This is a genomic window from Paenibacillus phytohabitans (genome assembly GCF_013141775.1).
GTDB classification, from domain to species: domain Bacteria; phylum Bacillota; class Bacilli; order Paenibacillales; family Paenibacillaceae; genus Paenibacillus_AQ; species Paenibacillus_AQ phytohabitans.
In genome coordinates this window covers 86691-104389 of the sequence record NZ_WHOB01000097.1, presented here as the reverse complement: position 1 = coordinate 104389, position 17699 = coordinate 86691, and the positions used below count along the sequence as shown (strand labels likewise).

Sequence of the window (17699 nt, the reverse complement as noted above, 5' to 3'; positions counted from 1 at the left end):
GCTGCTGTAACGCTTATTCTGCCGGGATCTCCCCGCTCTTCACCAGCAGGATATCGTCAATCTGAACATTCAGGTTACCAGCCGCACCCCCGGCAATATTCCCAAGCTCCAGGGAAATCCGGCCAATCTCCGTACTGGCTTCATTCACATCGAACACGATGGTGTAGAGCTTGTCCCCGTTCGTAAGATCCACAATCGCGCTGGTGTAGCCATGCCAGGTGTAATTGTTCGCGGCATCCAGCCAGCCGATGCTGATATTCATTAGGCGCGCTGCTTCTGCCTTCGCCTTGAAGGTCAAGGTATAACGGTTGCCTTGTTCTAACGCCAGGCCTTCATAGAAGACCTGACGGTCCCAGGAATTGCTGCCAACCGTACCTACATGAATCTGCAGCGCTTCCTCCACATTCGCAATGCTCAGCTCGCCGCTGTCTGTTGAATACAAATTCCAGCCTGCGGTACCGGAGGCGAAATCACCGTTAGCCATCATATTCTCCTGGACAGGTCCGCCTGCCAGCGCCGGATGTACCCGGATGAGCGAGATATTGTCCAGTGTAACGGTATGTTCACCAAGCACCTGATCGATTTTACCCAGGGAGAATTGCAGGATGGCAGATGGTTCGTCTGCCCCTGCGATGAACATATACGTATAGCGGGTGTCTTCTCCGCCCAGAACAGCCGCCTGCTCCAGATAAGCTGCAGACCAGTTGCCGTCCGCATTCCCGTCATGCTGGATCAGTGCAAGAATACTCCGGTCAAGACTCGCGCGGGCATCGAAGCTGAGCTGATAGGTTTTGCCTTTTTCCAGCGTAAGCCCCCTAAGATTCAACTGGGCATTCCAGGACTCATCCCCCGTTCCGCCAAGCTTCACTTCAAGATTGCCATATACAGCGTACGCCACCGTATCCTTGACCGGATCGCTGTCATCCCAGTCCTTCTTGAACAGGGTCCAGCCTTCCATGCTCTTGCTGTCAAAGCTGCCGCCCGCTACCATCTCCCGGGACAGATCCAGCCAGGCCAGATTGTAGCCCTGGCCGCTGATCCGCAGATAATAGGTTCCTGCCGGAAGGGTCAGTGCAGCACTGTTGATCGGCTGGTAGCTTTGGAGTCCGCCGGTGTTGCCGATAGCAACACGGAAAGGTTCCGCCACCGCCTGCATTGACTGGTCGAGCACTTCAATGACTACTTCGGAGTCTTCCTCGACACTTGCCACCCGTGCTACTGGTACGAAGGTTCCGCCCGCAGCAACCCGCAGCTTATAATCGGTATAATCGCCTTCATCCACACTGGTAATATCCTTCGTACCTTCACCGCCGGCGATCAGTGAGGTACCCTCCGTATTCCAGTAGCTGTCCGCCTGGAAATGAAGGTATCCGGAGATTACAGGCGGATTCTTCTTCGGCGTAAGCCGGACATTATCCAGCTCTGCCAGTCCCGCGGATTCCCCCAGCAGGAAGGACAAGTTTCCTTCTGCCCCGGCATCTGCACCAAGTTCAATGATCTTGCTGTAGTGCTTCTTCTCTTCCGTGAGGACAACGGCTGTCCCTGCAGCATAATTGACACTGCTGTCCCCTGCTTCGAGCCCAATCTGAACCGGCAGATTCCGGTCCGCCTTCCCGTCGAAGCTCAGCTCGTAGGCGGTTCCCGGAGTCAGCGGAAGCCCGCTCTGCGACAGCTTCACCGATCCTGCATCCGCACCCGGGACTTGAACGCTGCTAACCAATTTACGGTCCATTATAGGGAACACAAGCTCATTCGTAACTCTAGCTGCTGCGCCTGCACCAGAACCCGCCGCCACTTCATAAGTCCAATACTTCATCCGGTCTTCCCCGAGATCGAAGCCGCTGTTGAAGATCAGATTTCCGTCCGGAAGCGGCTCTCTAATCACCGGCAAAGGTTCGGTCTCCACTACCTTCACATTCGTGAAGTAAGCAGCAGTGGTGTCGAGGCCAAGATTGAATTCGAAGCGCACATTATTGTCAGAGGAATTACCCATGTTAAAGGTATATTCATAGGTCTGCCACTCCTCCGTGAGCTGGAAGGTACGCTCCTTCGAGTAGGCCGTCCAGCCGCCGCCGAATTCGGTGAGCTTGGTCATGAACGGTCTTGCTGCGTCCGCCTTCGCATCGAAGGTTACCTTGTAGGCCTTCCCGTTCTCCAGCAGCAGCGGCATTTGCGTAAGCTGCAATGCATAATTCTGTGTACCCGGCTGGGTTACGGCAACCTTGGCAACTGCACCTTTATCCGGGTCATTCACCACACTTGCCTCTCCCTGTCCGCCGGTGTTCAGAATAAAGTCCCAGTTCTCCGGCAGCCCCGAGCTGTTCACAGTACCATTGAAATCGCCGTTGTAAATCTGGTTGCCGTCCGGAAGCGGCGGACGTTGTGCGGTTACCGGAGGCAAGCCCTCCCCGCGTTTACCGGTCACATCAGGCCAATTGGCCATATCGGTATATTTATACACTCTGACATAATCGACATACATCTTGTCGGACTGGAAGCTATCCAGCGGATTGCCCGGCCAGTCCCCGCCAACAGCCAGATTCAGAATCATATAGAACGGACGGTCGAACGGCGCAGGGAAAGTATAATAATCCTGCTGGCCTTCCGCTTTCGTTCCCCAGTCTCTGGTCTCGAAGTACTTCTCTCCATCCACATAATAACGGATCAGGCCCGGCAGCCATTCCATCGTGAATTCATGATATCCGTCAGCGAAGGTCTGGCCTTCCGGCAGCAGATATTCATCCGTCTGTGACAGATGAGGAGAATCATAATGGAGCGATCCATGGACAGTTCTCGGATATTTACCTGCGTTGTCCGGATCGCTTGCGACCGGTCCGGTCAGTTCCATAATATCCATTTCCCCGCTGCCCGGCCAAGGCCCGTACTGCTCCAGCTCATCGGTCGGCATCATCCAGATTGCCGGCCACATGCCCTGCTGGACCGGAAGCTTCGCGCGGACCGTGAATTTGCCGTAGGTCCAGTCGCCCTTCAGCTTGGAGGTCAGCTTGCCGGAGGTATAGTTCTTGCCCTGATGGGATTCATTCTTCGCCTCCAGGACCAGCACCTGATTCCCTTCATCCTCCTGCAGCCCTGCATTCTCCGGCCGGTAATATTCCAGCTCATTGTTATACACAAGCCCGGTGTCCTGCACATTCCATTTCGCTGTATCAATGGCCTCGCCATCGAATTCATCGTTCCATACCAGCTCCCAGGCATCTGCCGGCTCAACAGGCCGCTGCGGAGTCGCCGTAGGAGTGCTGGTTGGTACAGCAGTTGGTGCCACTGATGCAGCGGGGCTTGGTGTGCTTGCCGGCGTTGCCGTCGATGAGCCAGACCCTGTGTTTACTGTTACTGTGCTTGCCGGTGCCGGCGTTGATGTTGCTGTTGGCGTTGCCGCAACGCTGCCGGGCCGCTCCAGCTTCGAGCCTTTGGCAACAGGCTGGCCGTTCAGCAGAACGCCGTCTGCCTCCACTTCAAGCAGGGTGATGGTTCCGTGGTTCACGATACTGGAACCTGTCGCCTTCGGTCCGATGGTTATTTGCCCGACCTTCGAACCGGCAGACACCTCGATCATCGACTTCTGACGCACGCTAATGCTCTCCGCTGCCGTATCTCCATTCAAAGCCAGCCGGACAGGAGCGCCGCTTTTGTCAACAACTACTGCGCCAAGCTCCGACTGCTCAAACACTACGGAATTCACTCCGCCGCCTCTGATCAGCACCCTGCCGGTCACGTTAACCCTGCTGGCGCGGAATTCTCCTTCGCCTACACCTTCAGTTACGTAAAGCGATCCGGCAATGCTGCTGCCTTGGAGTACTGCCCCGGTGCGGTTTACAACCGCATTGCTCTTGACCTCACCCGGCGTGTATTCTCCCGCAGCCGGGCTGATCCAGCCAATCATATGATCGAGGATGACCGCAGCTTCGCCCCGGGTCAGCGGTGCACGCGGATTCAGCCGCTTGTCCAGATCACCGCTCACATACCCCGCGGCAACCATTGAAGCCACTGCCGATGATGCATAAGACGCCACCTGACCGTTGTCACTGAAGGCCGTCAGTTCTTGAGCGGCTGAAGCTTCAAGCTGAAAAGCCCGGCTTAGCATGACGAATCCGTCCTGCCTCTGTACCTTCGCATCCGGCATAAATCTGTCCCCGCCGGTTCCGTTCACTACTCCGGCCTGATAAGCCTTCATAACAGGCTCCGCATACCAGGCGGAATCGCTTACATCAACAAAGGAGATTGTTCCTTGGGCAGTATATTGAAATACCCGGTTCAGCATCATTACGAGTTCTGCCCGGGTAACCGGTGCCTGCGGATGGAATAGTCCGTCCGCGTATCCCTTCAGGATACCGTCTGCTGATAATCTGCCTGCGGCATCACCCGCCCAGTGCTGTATTACATCCGGATAAGCTGCGGCTGATGTCTGCTGCGGTTCCGCCGGGGCGGCCATACTAACCGGTGTTCCCGGTAAGATAGATACGATAAGCTGTGCGATCAGAAGTATTGCTATGGCTCTGCGCTGCAATTCAATTCCTCCCTGCTGATAGTTCCGGCAATTCTTGGGTCCGGTCTTATCCAGTATAGATTCGCCGCCTGAGCGCTTATATAACAATTTCTTAGCTTGGATAACAAAGATACAAGTTCTGTAAGCTGGATTTAGGATATTAGCTAAAAGCGCTGCAAAAGCAGTAACGCGCACAAAAAAGCGTCAATAACCCTCAGCAGAGTAGACGCTGAAAGGAAATTGACGCTAATTTTTATAATATGTACCCAGTGGTTAATTGAGCGATGTGATCACCGGTTCAGGAGGATGCATGGATCTGCGGGAAATCCTGTGCAACATCTTCACCCGAGAACAGATCGTCAAGCGAACTGAGCGTGCCATCTTCTTCAACCTGATAAACCGACATTTTCTCGCCGTTGACCGTTAGTTCGATGAAACAGCCCCAGCAATAGAACTGGTGGGAACCGATCTTGCCGATATCCTTGGAGTTGCAGTTTGGACACTTCATATAATACATTCCACCTATCCGTTAACAATATTAATGGCTTTTTGAAGCCGTTCTTCGCTCATCGCAGGAACCAGTACCGAATTCTCCCCGATAGACATTCCTTCAGAACAAGGCAGCCATTTGCGGCCTTCGATCAAATCAGTTACAAGCCCGTCACTGATTTCCAGCGCTACTATTGTGTTTCCCATCTTTTGGTCAAAATAAACATCCGATATTCGTCCAAGTATCGTTCCGGATGCTGTAAGCACCTGCAAATCCTTCAACTTGTTCTTTCCCAAGAGGAAAGTATAGGGTATATGGTCAGCGTCGGTCTTAATAATCGACTCTTTATTGCGGATCATGACAGCATCTTCGCCATAAGCGACAATATCATCCCATGCCACAACTTTCACATGACTGGAGAAAAAAGTTTTGCTTTCCAGTTCAATACCCGTAATGTTCCAGTTTGAATCCAGTCCAATATCGATTATTTCACCGACTTCAGTACCTTCTTCAACTTCATATACGGTGAGGCCAATCATATCTTGAAGTTTCATGGCGTCCAAAGTCCCCTCACCTTAAATAGTACTTACGAGTTCCCTGAGGCTAGAAACCTTCCAAACGGATGCCAGACCGCAAAAATGCCTAGTCTTTAGTACGCAGCCGGTTTAAGATGGTTCCAACTTTTTGGGCAACAACCTGCATTTCTTCATTAGTATTACCCAAACCTGTACTAAAGCGAATCGCCGAGTTCAAAAGTTCTTCCGGAAGCTTCATCGCCTGCAGGACATGCGAGATTTCCAGAGAGCCCGAGGTGCAGGCTGAACCGCTGGCGGCCGCAATCCGCTCCATATCGAGATTCATCAGCAGCACATCTGTCTTCGCACCCGGGAAGCTTACATTCAGAATTCCGGGCACCGTCTGCTGTTCATTTCCGTTAATTACATATCCGCCGGCTCCGGTATGCTTGTCCAGCTCCTGCAGCAGTGTGCTCCGCAGCCTGACCGCCTGCTCATGATGCTCCGCAAGTCCGCCTACTGCCAGCTCTACTGCTGTGGCGAAGCCGGCTGTACTGGCCAGGCTCTCCGTACCTGCCCGTCTGCCGCGCTCTTGAAGTCCGCCATGCTGCCTTGGCTGCAGCGGCGCTCCCCGCCGGACATACAATCCGCCAATCCCCTGCGGACCGCCAATCTTGTGGGCCGAGAAGCTCATATAGTCGACAGGCAGCTCGCGGAGCACCATAGGCAGCGTGCCCAGGGCTTGTACAGCATCCACGTGAAAAAGAATGCCCCGCCCGGCCGCTAATCTGCCAATCTCTTCTATAGGCTGTACAGTTCCCACTTCATTATTCACAAACATTACGCTAATCAATACTGTATCCTCACGCAGGGCAGACTCCACATCCTGGAGAGAGACAAGTCCTGTGGAATCTACGGGAAGATAAGTAACCTCGAAGCCCTGTTGCTCCAGTTGTCCGCATGTATGCAACACCGCATGATGTTCTACTGCTGTGGTAATGATATGTTTACCCTTATGAATAGAAGCATAGGCTGCGCCGAACAGGGCGAGGTTATCGCTCTCTGTACCGCCGCTGGTGAACACCCACTCATCAGGGGAACAGCCCAAAAAGCCCGCGATCCTATCGCGCGCTCCATTTACAATTCTTTTGGCCGACCGTCCGAACTGGTGCACACTGGACGCATTGCCATACTGGTTCAATAACATATTGTACATAACCATAGCCACCTCCGGATGAACCGGTGTTGAGGCGGCGTGGTCCAAATAGATGGGTTTCATGACGAGATTCTCCGCTTCTTGAAATTCAGGATTTTCTTAAAATATAAGAATTTATATGCTTCACACGATAATTTTCCCTTCTATTTCTCGCTGAAACGGTACCGTCCTTGAGAGAACGGCAAGGCCGTTTCCACTTGCAGGACTACTCAATTATACTGCTGAACAAGCCCTTTTACCACCTGTTAATAAACACAATATTGTAACATTTGTCCATGGAGTATTACTTGGGAAAATTGATCGTGGACATCGCTCTCCTCTGCCCCGGCACCCTCATTCTGCTGGCTTGGCCGGTTCGTCAGCCCCGAGTTCCGGCAACCGCGCAGCCAGCTGCTCCTCGGAGATCACTTCAATCCCGTGCAGCCGCAAGAGCGCTGAGGTTACACCTTCTCCCGGCACCTTCACACCGGAAAATTCTCCGTTATAGATCATGGAACTGCCGCAGGACGGGCTGTTCTCCTTGAGCACCACCAGAGTTGCCGATAAGCTCCTTGCCTGCTCCAGTGCGGCATAGGCTCCCTCTATATACATTGCAGTTACATCATTGCCTGTTCTGTCGATCACCCGGGCCTGTCCTTCCAGTACATCCCTGCCATTGCCGCCTATGATCTCAGCCGGTTCCCGGGGAGTAGAGAAGCCGCCCATCAGTTCAGGGCATATGGCAACCGCCTGATGATTGTCCAGCAGGTGCTGGATGCCCGGATTCAGACAATCCGTGCCGTTATATCTAACCTTCATTCCGGCCAGGCAGGAACTTACGATAATCATAGCCGCCGCTCCTCCTTCACAATCCCTAAGTTTCTTCCTCTATAATGTAATGCTATCATGAGAAATATAGGCAGCATAGCACGAAGCGGCCATGCTGTAAACTGGCAGCCACTAAAGGGAGGCACGGATAAGATGTGCGGAAGATATACAATTACCGTAACACTGGAAGAGCTGATGACCAGGTATTTCACCGGCGATCCTTCCTTCGACCATTATGCACCGAAGTTCAACGCGGCTCCGATGCAGTATATTCCGGCGGTTATTCATGACGGCAAGCGCAATAAGCTTGGCCAGCTACGCTGGGGGCTTCTGCCTTCCTGGTCCAAGGAGGATAAGAACGCTGCGAAGCTAATCAATGCCCGCAGTGAATCGCTGCTGGAGAAAGCTTCATTTAAAGGGCTTGTATCGTCCCGCCGCTGTATTATTCCGGCAGACGGCTTCTATGATTGGCAGGTCAAGGAGAGCGGCAAGCAGCCGCTGCGCATCACCTTGCGGGACGGACAGCTCTTCTCCATGGCCGGCCTGTATGATATCTGGACAGACCCAAGCGGCCACAAAATCGCCACCTGCACCATCATCACCACAGCTGCGAACAGCCTCATGGAGGAGATTCATGACCGGATGCCGGTCATTCTGGGCAAGGACGCGGAAGCACAGTGGCTGGACCGCAGCAATCAGGATATCCCCTCCCTGATGAAGCTGCTGCAGCCTTATGATGCAAGGCAGATGCTGGCTTATCCCGTCTCATCAGCCGTAGGCAATGTGCGCAATGACTACCAGGAGCTGATTAACAGAGCCGGGGCAGATGCGGGCTAGGCTGCATCACTCTATCCCGGTATTATCTGCCGGTCATCCATCTGCTGACCGGCAGTTGTTTTGACCAGATGAGGCTGTATGATTCGGAAATCCCCACCTTTGTAAGCCCTCTATCTTCGCTCCCGATCACCCATTATTTCCCATCTCATAACCCTTCAATCTGGTGTTTAATTCCTATTTATCCCGGGTATTAACTAAAGCTCATAATTCATTCGTTATTATATCCATTCATTATTGATCCCAGGAGGAATAGACATGGCTATCAGCAGACATGCACTGACATCAGCAACAGCACCAGGCACCTCCATTGAGCTTGAGTGCCTCTATCATTCTCCGCAGGGCAAATGGGCCTATGCTTATAACAGCACTACCTTTCACCTGCGTCTGCGCAGCAAAAAGAACAATGTGAAACGGGTATTTGCGCTAACGGGCGATAAATACGATTGGGAGCATCATCATCAGGAGCTGGAAATGCTCAAGGTGGGTTCAGATGCCTATTTCGATTACTGGGAAGCTGAGGTAACGCCCGAACGCAAACGTTTCTCCTACGGCTTCCGCCTGGAAACGGATGCGGAGACGGTATGGATGGTTGAATCCGGCTTCTATAGGAAAGAGCAGCCTACGCCTCCCGGAGGCTATTATGAAATGCCTTATATTCACGAGGTGGATCTGCTGCATGTTCCGGAATGGGCGAAGTCCGCGGTCTTCTATCAGATCATGCCGGACCGGTTCGCCAACGGCGATCCGGCGAATGATCCTGAAGGAACGCTCGAATGGGGCGCTACGCCGGCGAGTGACAGCTTTTTTGGCGGAGACCTGAAGGGCATTATCGACCATCTGGATTATCTGCTGGAGCTTGGCGTAACGGCGCTGTATCTGACACCTATCTTCCAGGCTCCCAGCAACCATAAATACGATACGGTAGACTACGGAACGATCGACTCCAGCTTCGGGGATTTGGAGCTGCTGAAGCAGCTGGTCAGCCTGGCCCATTCCAAAGGGCTTAAGGTAGTGCTGGATGCCGTCTTCAACCATACAAGCGCGGAGTTTCTGCCATTCAAGGATGTAATTGAACAGGGGGCAGACTCCAAATACGCCAATTGGTTTCATATCTATGATTATCCGGTTAAGGCCGAAGGTGACAATCCCAATTACGATACGTTTGGCTTCTTCGCCGGGATGCCCAAGCTGAATACAGCCAACCCGGAAACCAAAGAATATCTGCTGGACATCACCCGCTTCTGGCTCAGCGAGGTCCAGATCGACGGCTGGCGGCTGGATGTGGCTAACGAGGTGGATCACGCCTTCTGGCGCGAATTCCGCCAGGCGGTCAAAGAGATTAACCCGGAGGCGTTCATCATCGGTGAGGTATGGAGCGACTCCCTCAGCTGGCTGCAGGGGGATCAGTTCGATTCCGTAATGAACTATCCTTTCTCTGACCGGCTGCTGGAGTTCTTCCGGGGAGAGGAGATGGAGCCGGCGGCCTTCGCCTCCCATATCTATGGGCTTCTAATGCGGTACCCGCGGCAGGCCAATGAAGTGCTGTTCAATCTTCTCGCCAGCCATGATACCCCCAGAGTTCTTACCCGGCTCGGCGGGGATACCCGGAGACTGAAACTGACAGTCACCTTCCTGCTTACTTTTACCGGAACGCCTTGTATCTTCTATGGAGATGAAATCGGACTTACGGGAGAAGATGACCCGGATTGCCGTAAATGTATGATCTGGGAGGAGGACCGTCAGGACCGAGAGCTATTTAGCTTCTATCAGCGCATGATTGCCCTGCGCAAGGAACATGAGGTACTGCGTACCGGTCACTTCCGTTTCCTGCAGAGTGATGGAGATAGCCGGGGCCTCGTGTATGAACGGTTTGATGACAACAGCCGCTTTACTGTCTGGATGAACAATTCCAGCGAACCGTTAACCCTTCAGCAATCATTCACCGGGGGCAGCTGGCAGGACGCCTTCAGCGGTGAGCCGGTGGAGATGGACGGCGACGGAATCAGCATTACGCTGGAACCGCTGGGGTTCCGGATACTGCGGAGTGTGGCTGAGGCTGCGGATGATGGTGCGAAGCCTGAGAATTAATTGACCCGGCAGGCTGCCAAAAAAAAGAGGTGTTCCTGAAGCCATTACTGGCTGCAGGGACACCTCCTTTGCATGCTGACAGCGATGTTTGCAGCTATGAACGCCTCCGCACTGTAATCGCAGGGACTTCCGGCCGCTCACTTCATCGTTTCCGTACTCGCGCACACTATTCGGTTGCTCACTTTGCCGATTCTCCTCATTGCCTGGACAAACATATAGTCGCCTTGCACTTCGTATACCGTTTCGCGACTCAGGTTCGCCGTACGCACCTGTAGACACTTGCTGGTCGCCAGTTTTGCCACACCGCCCGAAATAAGTGGATTTTCAGCATCTATTCATCCCTTGGAATTCACTTTACGGGTAACAAGTGGATTAACGCCACTTATTTCCATCCCATCCCCCGTTATTAGGCAGCGTCAGTGAAATTAAGTGTCGTTTGTCCAACTAATCCTGCGCAAACAGCAAATCCCCCAACTTTAGATGTCGTTTATCCACTTATTTCCCCGGCGCAGATAGCGCTTGGTTAGATAAATCCCATCCGCGCTATTGCTGTGATCTTATCCGGATGATACAGCGCCAGCCCCGTCTTCATTCTCCTGAAGCCCTGCTCCTCATACCAGGAGACCGTATCGGGATGCGTATACAGAACAACATTGCAGTCCGCCGTCTCCTCCAGGATGAGCGCGATGAGCTTTTTACCGAGACCCTGGTGATGGTACGCCCCGTCTACAGCAATGTTATAGATCGCCGCCTGCGAAATCCCGTCGGATAAGGCTCTTCCACACCCGATGATCTTATCTCCATCCAGGATGAATACATTCACCGCACTGTTGCTGAAGGCCGTTTCCGTCTGTGCCGGAGTGAAGTCGGTTAAGCCGAAGCCGTTCAGCAGGACGGTGACCTGTGCCCAGTCGATATTCGTGCGGTCTTTCCGGTAAGTGTATGTCATCTGCGTTCCTCTTCATTAAATAGTGAATTCCGGTTCCTGATCCCGGTAATAATTCGCCAGAAACTGCTTGGTGCGCTCCGACTTCGGACGGGAAAAGACTTCCTCCGGCGTTCCGTCCTCCACGATTACGCCCTGGTCCAGAAACAGCACCCGCGTAGCTACCTTGCGGACAAAGCTCATCTCGTGCGACACCAGCAGCATCGTATTGCCTGCCTCCGCCGCCTTGCGGATCGTATCCAGCACCTCGCCGACCAGCTCCGGATCAAGCGCCGAGGTCGGCTCGTCGAACAGCAGAATCTTCGGCTGCATCGCCAGCGCCCGGGCGATACCCACCCGCTGCTGCTGTCCGCCGGACAACTGCTTCGGATAATGGTGCATCCGGTCGGACAGCCCCACACCGGCAAGATGCCTGGCGGCAATCTTCCGCGCTTCTTCCTTGGGCACCTTGCGGACGACAATCAGACCCTCCATCACATTCTCCAGTGCCGTCTTCTGCCGGAACAGATTGAACTGCTGGAACACCATCGCCGTGCTCTTCCGCAGTTCCAGCACATCCGCTTTCGTTTTCCGGGCAAAATCGACCTGCAGCTGGTCCAGCCTGATCGTCCCTGCGTCCGGCACTTCCAGGAGATTGATCGACCGCAGCAGGGTGGATTTGCCGGCGCCTGAAGACCCGATGACCGCGACTATATCCCCTTTGCGGATCGTCAGGTCGATCTGATCCAGGACCTTATGCTTGTGGAAGGACTTCGTTAACCCGCGGATCTCAATCAAGGATGACATCTCCCTTCCGTTTTCTCAGGCTTTTGAAGTCAATATCCAGCCGCTTCTCCAGCAGGGCAATCGCCTGTTCAATCAGGATCGTCATCGCCCAGTAGATTAGGGCTAGGGAACAATAGGACTCGAAGAACCGCAGATTATTCCCGGCCAGAATCCTCGACTGCGCAGTAATCTCCACCACGGAGCAGACGAAGGCCAGCGAGGTGCCCTTCATCAGCCCGATCAGGGCATTCCCCAGTGTAGGAAGGGCTACGATAAACGCCTCCGGAAGAATGATGCGCCGCAGCACCTGACCATACGTCATACCCAGCGAATGTGCCGCTTCAATCTGGCCTTTGTCCACCGACTGCAGGGCCGCACGGATCACCTCGGAATTATACGCCGCCTCATTCAGCGACAGGGCCAGCAGCACATAAAAAATCGAAGGAATCGAATTCACGTTATAGCTGGTTTCATGATAATAGTTATAATATTTCAGGATCAGCGGAATGCCGGCATAGGACAAATACAGCTGAACCAGGATGGGCGTTCCCCGGACAAACGAAATGAACACGGCGCTGATCTGGTAGAGCACGGGGATTCTTTTCATCTTAATGATCGCCAGCAGAAGCCCCAGAAGGAGCCCCGCCAGCATGGCAATCACCGTCAGCTCGAGCGTAACCGGCAAGTATTTCAGCAGCTTGGGAATCAGGGTGAAGACCAGCTCAAGATCAAATATATTAGGCATCGCGCCGGCCGCCTATTGAATTTCCGGAGCGAAATCACCATTTAAATACTGCTCGCTCAGCTTCGATACCGTACCGTCCTTAATGAGCTCCTGAATCCGCCCGTTGACATCCTTAAGCAGCTGCTCACTGTTCCCGCCCTTGCTGAGAATCAGATAGCTGTACGGCACGCCGATCCGGTCCGTGTCCTCCTGGGACAGCGGAATCGCCTTCAGCTTCAGACCATACTCCTTGATGTACAGCTGCAGCATCGCCGCATCAATCAGGTTGAAGTCATCGGCGCCGCTCTCCACATTCTGCAGAATCGTCACCAGCTCAGCGTCACTGTATTTCAGATCTACCGGCGTTTTGGCAATTTCCTTATTGTATTTCTCCAGCGCAACCGTATAGTTCACACTTGGGCTAACCTCCGTTGTCTTCCCTTCCAGATCGGCAAAGGACTGAATATCTCCGCGGTCTTCCTTCACGGCAATGACAAACTGGTTTTTGAAAATCGGATCAGAGTAGTTATACTTCTCCCTCCGCTCCGCATTGCTGGCGAAATTGTTCGCGCCAATCTGATAACGGTCCGAATCGAGGCCCGCGAAGATCGACGGGAATTCCGTCTTTTCAATATTAATCTCGTACTGGGGCAGTCCCTCAAAAACGGCTTTGACCACCTGGATATCGTACCCGTCGATTTCATTCTTGTCATTCACATAAGAGAAGGGCTTGGGCGCACCGCCTGTAGCAATATTAACCATAATTTTATCGTTGTTTGCCGAAGCTTCACCTGCTGAATTTCCGGATTTCTTGTTATCATTTCCGCAAGCCACAACCCCCGCCAGCAGTACCGCCGCCGTAAGTCCCAGTCCAAGCTTTCTCCATATCTTCATCCCCGTAATCCCCCTATAATCTATTGATTTATCTAGGTTGAACTTAATTTTTGAAAAAGGATAAGCCGCCGCTGCGGTGAGTTTTGGACTTCCAGCCGCTGTTAGGTTTGAATTTCCTGATTTTATTCCGCTGGTTGCGGATGAAATCCAAACCTAAAGGCGGACGCTATCGCTCCTACAGTTCCAAAATCCCCTCCGCGGCTCCTTCCTTTTCTACAGACTATAATTCAATCTATGATCTCGTCTTAAATTTCTGCTCCGGGTTACTGCTCTTCGCCCCTCTGTCATGCGGCTGCGACCACAGTCCCTCATAATCAATCTGATCCCAGAACCGCGTATTATAATCGATGAAAATCGTTGATTTGTCGCCATTCCCCCTGGCCAGATCCCGCAGATATGTATTGTTCTTGAACGCCGGGATTGCGTACAGGTCTCGTGCATACCCCCAGATGTTCCTGAAATCCACAATCCGGTTACGAAGGGGTCCGAGATTCTTGAAATAGTACGTATCGAACCGGGCCAGTGTTACGAATAACCGTACATCAGAGTCCGTAACATAATCCCCGAATAAAAAGCGGCGGTGCGCCAGACGTTCCTCGATGGAATCCAGCGCTGTATACAGATGCTCATAGGCATCGTTGTAGGCTTCAATGGACTGGGCGAACATCGCTTTATAGACGCCGTTGTTCACATTGTCGAACAGGAAATCATTGTACTTGTCGATGTCTGCCCTAAGCTCCGCCGGATATAAATCCGGTGCGCCAGCCTTATGAAAGGGGGCGAACTCCTTCTCCAGATAGTTGGTCAGCCAGACGTAATCGTTATTGACCACTTTCCCCGTCTGAACGTCGATAACCGCAGGAACCGTGGGTCTGCCTTTATACTCCGGGTCGGCGTTCGCGTATAGCTCACTTAAGAATTGCACGCCCAGCACGGGATCACTCTGATTCTCATTGAAAACAAACTCCCAGCCCAGATTCTGCTCATGCTTACCGTGACCCGCCAGATTGATGCTGATGACATCCTCAAGGCCGAGCAGTTCTCTGACGATCGAGGCCCGGTTGGACCAGTGGCAGCCCTTGGCCCAGATCAGGCGGTAGCGTCCCGCTTCCACTGGCAGCTTGCCCTCCCCTTCGCCGAAGGGGGTGGTGAAATGATTCTTCTGGCGGACAAAATAGCCCTGCTCATTGATCTCATGCTCGGTTTCTTTCGGCCGGACACGTACGTTAGCTTCAGAACTCATCGGTAATGCCTCCTCTTTGCTATTATTTTACCGGGGACAAGCCTGTGTATCCTTGCTCGCTTCCTTACTTGCTGAATCTGCGCCGGTCATGCGGTTCATTCCAGATCGATACATCCGGCCCTTTGGCCAGCAGCTGATGGGGATTATTCGCATGATTGCCGAGCTGGTAGCCTCTTTTGATCGAATCGAAGTCAGTCGTATCCCCGAAGCCGGGGGTCTGATACAGATCCTTGGCATAGTTCCAGAGGTTCGGGAAATCAATAATCCGGTTCCGGTTCGTCCGGAAGACCGGATAATACGCCGCATCGAAACGCACCAGTGTCACATAGAAACGGACATCGGAATCTGTGATGGAATCGCCGAACAGATATCTTTGTGCCGATAGTCTCTCCTCCAGCTGATCCAGCCGGGTGAACAACACATCATAAGCCTGCTCGTAGGCCGCCTGGGAATGGGCGAATCCGGCCTTGTATACTCCGTTATTCACCTCATGGAACAGCAGCTCGTTGAACTCATCAATCTCTGCCCGAAGCTCCTCTGGATACAGGTCAGGAGCCCCTTCCTTATGAAAAGGCTTGAATGCTGTCTCGAAGTAGTGGGTCAGCCGGAAATAATCGTTATTCACGACCTTCCGCTCCAGCACATCCACGACCGTCGGTACGGTTGCTCTGCCGCTGTAGTCAGGGTCCGTCTCCGCATAAATGTCCGGCAGATAGCGGATACCCAGCACCGGGTCCACGCCGCCCTCGTCCAGCGAGAACTCCCAGCCATTCTCCGTCCGCACCGGACTGGCCGTGCCAAGACTAATGACATCCTGCAGTCCCAGCAGCTCACGTACAATAACCGCGCGGTGCGCCCAAGGGCAAATCCTTGCCCACAGCAGACGATAGCGCCCTGCCTCTACCGGCAGTTCACCGGACTGATTGCCAAAGGGAGTGGTGAAGCGGTTCTTTTGACGGTTAAAGGCTCCATCCTTGGTGATTTCCTTCGCGATCTCGTGGTTCACAATCTTCGTACCCTCGATGGTATTGTTATTAGGCATGATGCTGCTCCTCTGCTTGGTGGATTTCTTTCTCGGTATGGACGACCGGAATGGAGGACTTGATCACGATCTCCGGCCTCGCGGTATAACCCAGACTCTCATAGAAACCTACGGCCTGCTGCTGGCTGGTAATGACGATCCGCTGAATGCCCAGCTCGCCGATCCATTGCTCGGCGGCCCCGATCAGCTGCCGGCCATAACCTTGGTGCTGAAACTCAGGAATGACACCGACCCGTTCGATCTTGGCGTACTCCTCATGGTTCAGATTAATCCGGGCGGTGGCGACAGCCTGCTCATTCTCCTCCAGCAGCAGGTAGTGATACTGCCCGCCATAGACTTCATCAAATTCAAATTGCTTGGGGATTCCTTGTCCCTGTACAAAGGTTCTGGTTCTGACCTCGTAGACACCGGCCAGCTGCCATACCGCATCTACTCTGTAAATGTTCGTCATGTTCGTCCTCTCTGCTTCTGCCGGCTTAGGCCGGATATTCCCGGTCACGCCCATGGGGAGTATTCCACTGGCTTAGATCAGGTCCTTTGGGCAGGATGCGATACGGATTAGAGCCTTCAGCAGCCAGAAGCACCGATAAATGATAATGCCGTTTGATAGCGTCAAAATCCGTTGTATCTCCAAACCCCGGAATCTGGTATAAATCCCTGGCATACGCCCATAGATGGCGGTAATCGGCAAGCCGCTGACGGTTGGCGCGGAATGCCGTGTAATAAGCGATATCGAAGCGGGCTAACGTGGTGTACAGACGGACATCCGCATCGGTCAGCTGATCCCCGAACAGATAGCGGCCTCTGGAGAGCCGGTCTTCCAGTTCATCCAGCCGTTCGAATAGAGCGTGATAGGCCGCCTCATAGGCTTCCTGCGAACGGGCAAACCCGGCCTTGTATACACCGTTGTTCACATCATGGAAGATCCGTCCGTTCAGCTCATCAATCTCTGCCCGCAGATGCATGGGATACAAATCCGGCGCATCCTGCTTATGCAGCGGAGCCCAGGCGGTCTCCAGGTGATGGGTCAGCTTAAAATAATCATTCTGGACTACCTTCCCGGTCGCGATTTCTACAACCGCCGGAACCGTAGGGCGCCCCGCATAACCGGGATCAGCAGCCAGATAAGCCTCACTCAGGTAGCGGGTGCCCAGCACCGGGTCTTTCCCGCCTTCATCCAAGGTAAAAGCCCAGTCCGTATGCGGAAGAGCCGGCCGGAGCGGGTCCACCGTGCCCAGACTGATTGCTTCTTCAAGCCCGAGCAGGCGCCGAACTATGACCGCGCGGTGGGCCCATGGGCAAGCGGCTGACCAGATTAGCCGGTACCGCCCCTTTTCCACGGGAAGCTCACCAGGGTTATCGCCGAACGCGGCAGAGAAACGGTTAGCCTGTCTTACAAATGCTCCGCTGGCCGCAAGTTCTGCGGAAGCTGCCTGGATCTTATTAGTCATCTCTAATAGCCTCCTTTTACAAGTGCCCGCCCAATATTTCCGACTAACTTCATCGGTTTATATGATTATAGTTCGATAAACCATTCACTTATAGTAAAAATCGGAACCCCTGTTCACACTTTCGTTGCTTGACTTGAGCGGCAGGACTCGTTTTAATGTGAATATCTTATTAAATAC

The 17699-nt window shown here is 53.3% G+C and carries 15 protein-coding genes; 2 read left to right on the top strand and 13 right to left on the bottom strand.

Going from position 1 to position 17699, the window contains the following annotated elements:
• Positions 1 to 13 precede the first annotated feature (13 nt).
• The 5 genes from GC101_RS34070 to GC101_RS34050 form a co-directional block, all read right to left on the bottom strand.
• Positions 14 to 4525, bottom strand: coding sequence for a carbohydrate binding domain-containing protein (locus GC101_RS34070; RefSeq protein ID WP_171720913.1), 4512 nt, complete (start codon positions 4523 to 4525; stop codon positions 14 to 16).
• 277 nt (positions 4526 to 4802) lie between these two features.
• Positions 4803 to 5012, bottom strand: coding sequence for a hypothetical protein (locus GC101_RS34065; RefSeq protein WP_039300906.1), 210 nt, complete (start codon positions 5010 to 5012; stop codon positions 4803 to 4805).
• Positions 5013 to 5026: 14 nt separating this feature from the next.
• Positions 5027 to 5548, bottom strand: a complete 522-nt coding sequence (locus GC101_RS34060) for a PRC-barrel domain-containing protein (RefSeq protein WP_039300903.1) — start codon at positions 5546 to 5548, stop codon at positions 5027 to 5029.
• 88 nt (positions 5549 to 5636) lie between these two features.
• Positions 5637 to 6788, bottom strand: a complete 1152-nt coding sequence (locus GC101_RS34055) for a cysteine desulfurase family protein (protein WP_171720912.1) — start codon at positions 6786 to 6788, stop codon at positions 5637 to 5639.
• Between the two features lie 270 nt (positions 6789 to 7058).
• Positions 7059 to 7553 (bottom strand): 2-thiouracil desulfurase family protein, encoded by a 495-nt coding sequence (locus GC101_RS34050; protein WP_171720911.1) that lies wholly within the window; start codon positions 7551 to 7553, stop codon positions 7059 to 7061.
• A 132-nt stretch (positions 7554 to 7685) separates the two neighbouring features.
• Here GC101_RS34050 and GC101_RS34045 point away from each other — a divergent pair, with 132 nt between their 5' ends.
• Together GC101_RS34045 and GC101_RS34040 are read left to right on the top strand one after the other, a co-directional pair.
• Entirely contained in the window at positions 7686 to 8369 is a 684-nt protein-coding gene (locus tag GC101_RS34045) for an SOS response-associated peptidase (RefSeq protein WP_171720910.1), read from the top strand.
• Between the two features lie 255 nt (positions 8370 to 8624).
• Complete coding sequence (locus tag GC101_RS34040; RefSeq protein ID WP_216626861.1) at positions 8625 to 10457, top strand: alpha-glycosidase; 1833 nt, start codon at positions 8625 to 8627, stop codon at positions 10455 to 10457.
• Between the two features lie 523 nt (positions 10458 to 10980).
• On the opposite strand, the gene GC101_RS34035 is transcribed toward GC101_RS34040, so the two are convergent.
• From GC101_RS34035 to GC101_RS34000, 8 genes are all read right to left on the bottom strand, one after another.
• Positions 10981 to 11406, bottom strand: coding sequence for a GNAT family N-acetyltransferase (locus GC101_RS34035; protein ID WP_171720909.1), 426 nt, complete (start codon positions 11404 to 11406; stop codon positions 10981 to 10983).
• A gap of 15 nt (positions 11407 to 11421) precedes the next feature.
• Entirely contained in the window at positions 11422 to 12180 is a 759-nt protein-coding gene (locus GC101_RS34030; RefSeq protein WP_171720908.1) for an amino acid ABC transporter ATP-binding protein, read from the bottom strand.
• The gene (locus tag GC101_RS34025) at positions 12173 to 12913 is read right to left on the bottom strand and encodes an amino acid ABC transporter permease (protein WP_171720907.1); all 741 of its coding nucleotides are present in this window, start codon (positions 12911 to 12913) and stop codon (positions 12173 to 12175) included. Before GC101_RS34025 ends, GC101_RS34030 begins: the two co-directional genes overlap by 8 nt.
• A 12-nt stretch (positions 12914 to 12925) precedes the next feature.
• A complete protein-coding gene (locus tag GC101_RS34020) occupies positions 12926 to 13786 on the bottom strand; it encodes a transporter substrate-binding domain-containing protein (protein ID WP_171720906.1) in 861 nt (286 codons plus the stop codon).
• Between the two features lie 232 nt (positions 13787 to 14018).
• On the bottom strand, positions 14019 to 15029 hold the full coding sequence (locus GC101_RS34015; protein WP_171720905.1) for a glutathione S-transferase C-terminal domain-containing protein: 1011 nt from the start codon (positions 15027 to 15029) through the stop codon (positions 14019 to 14021).
• 64 nt (positions 15030 to 15093) lie between these two features.
• Positions 15094 to 16071 (bottom strand): glutathione S-transferase family protein, encoded by a 978-nt coding sequence (locus GC101_RS34010; RefSeq protein ID WP_171720904.1) that lies wholly within the window; start codon positions 16069 to 16071, stop codon positions 15094 to 15096.
• A complete protein-coding gene (locus GC101_RS34005) occupies positions 16064 to 16522 on the bottom strand; it encodes a GNAT family N-acetyltransferase (RefSeq protein WP_171720903.1) in 459 nt (152 codons plus the stop codon). Before GC101_RS34005 ends, GC101_RS34010 begins: the two co-directional genes overlap by 8 nt.
• Before the next feature lie 25 nt (positions 16523 to 16547).
• Positions 16548 to 17522, bottom strand: coding sequence for a glutathione S-transferase family protein (locus GC101_RS34000; protein ID WP_171720902.1), 975 nt, complete (start codon positions 17520 to 17522; stop codon positions 16548 to 16550).
• Positions 17523 to 17699: the final 177 nt, after the last annotated feature.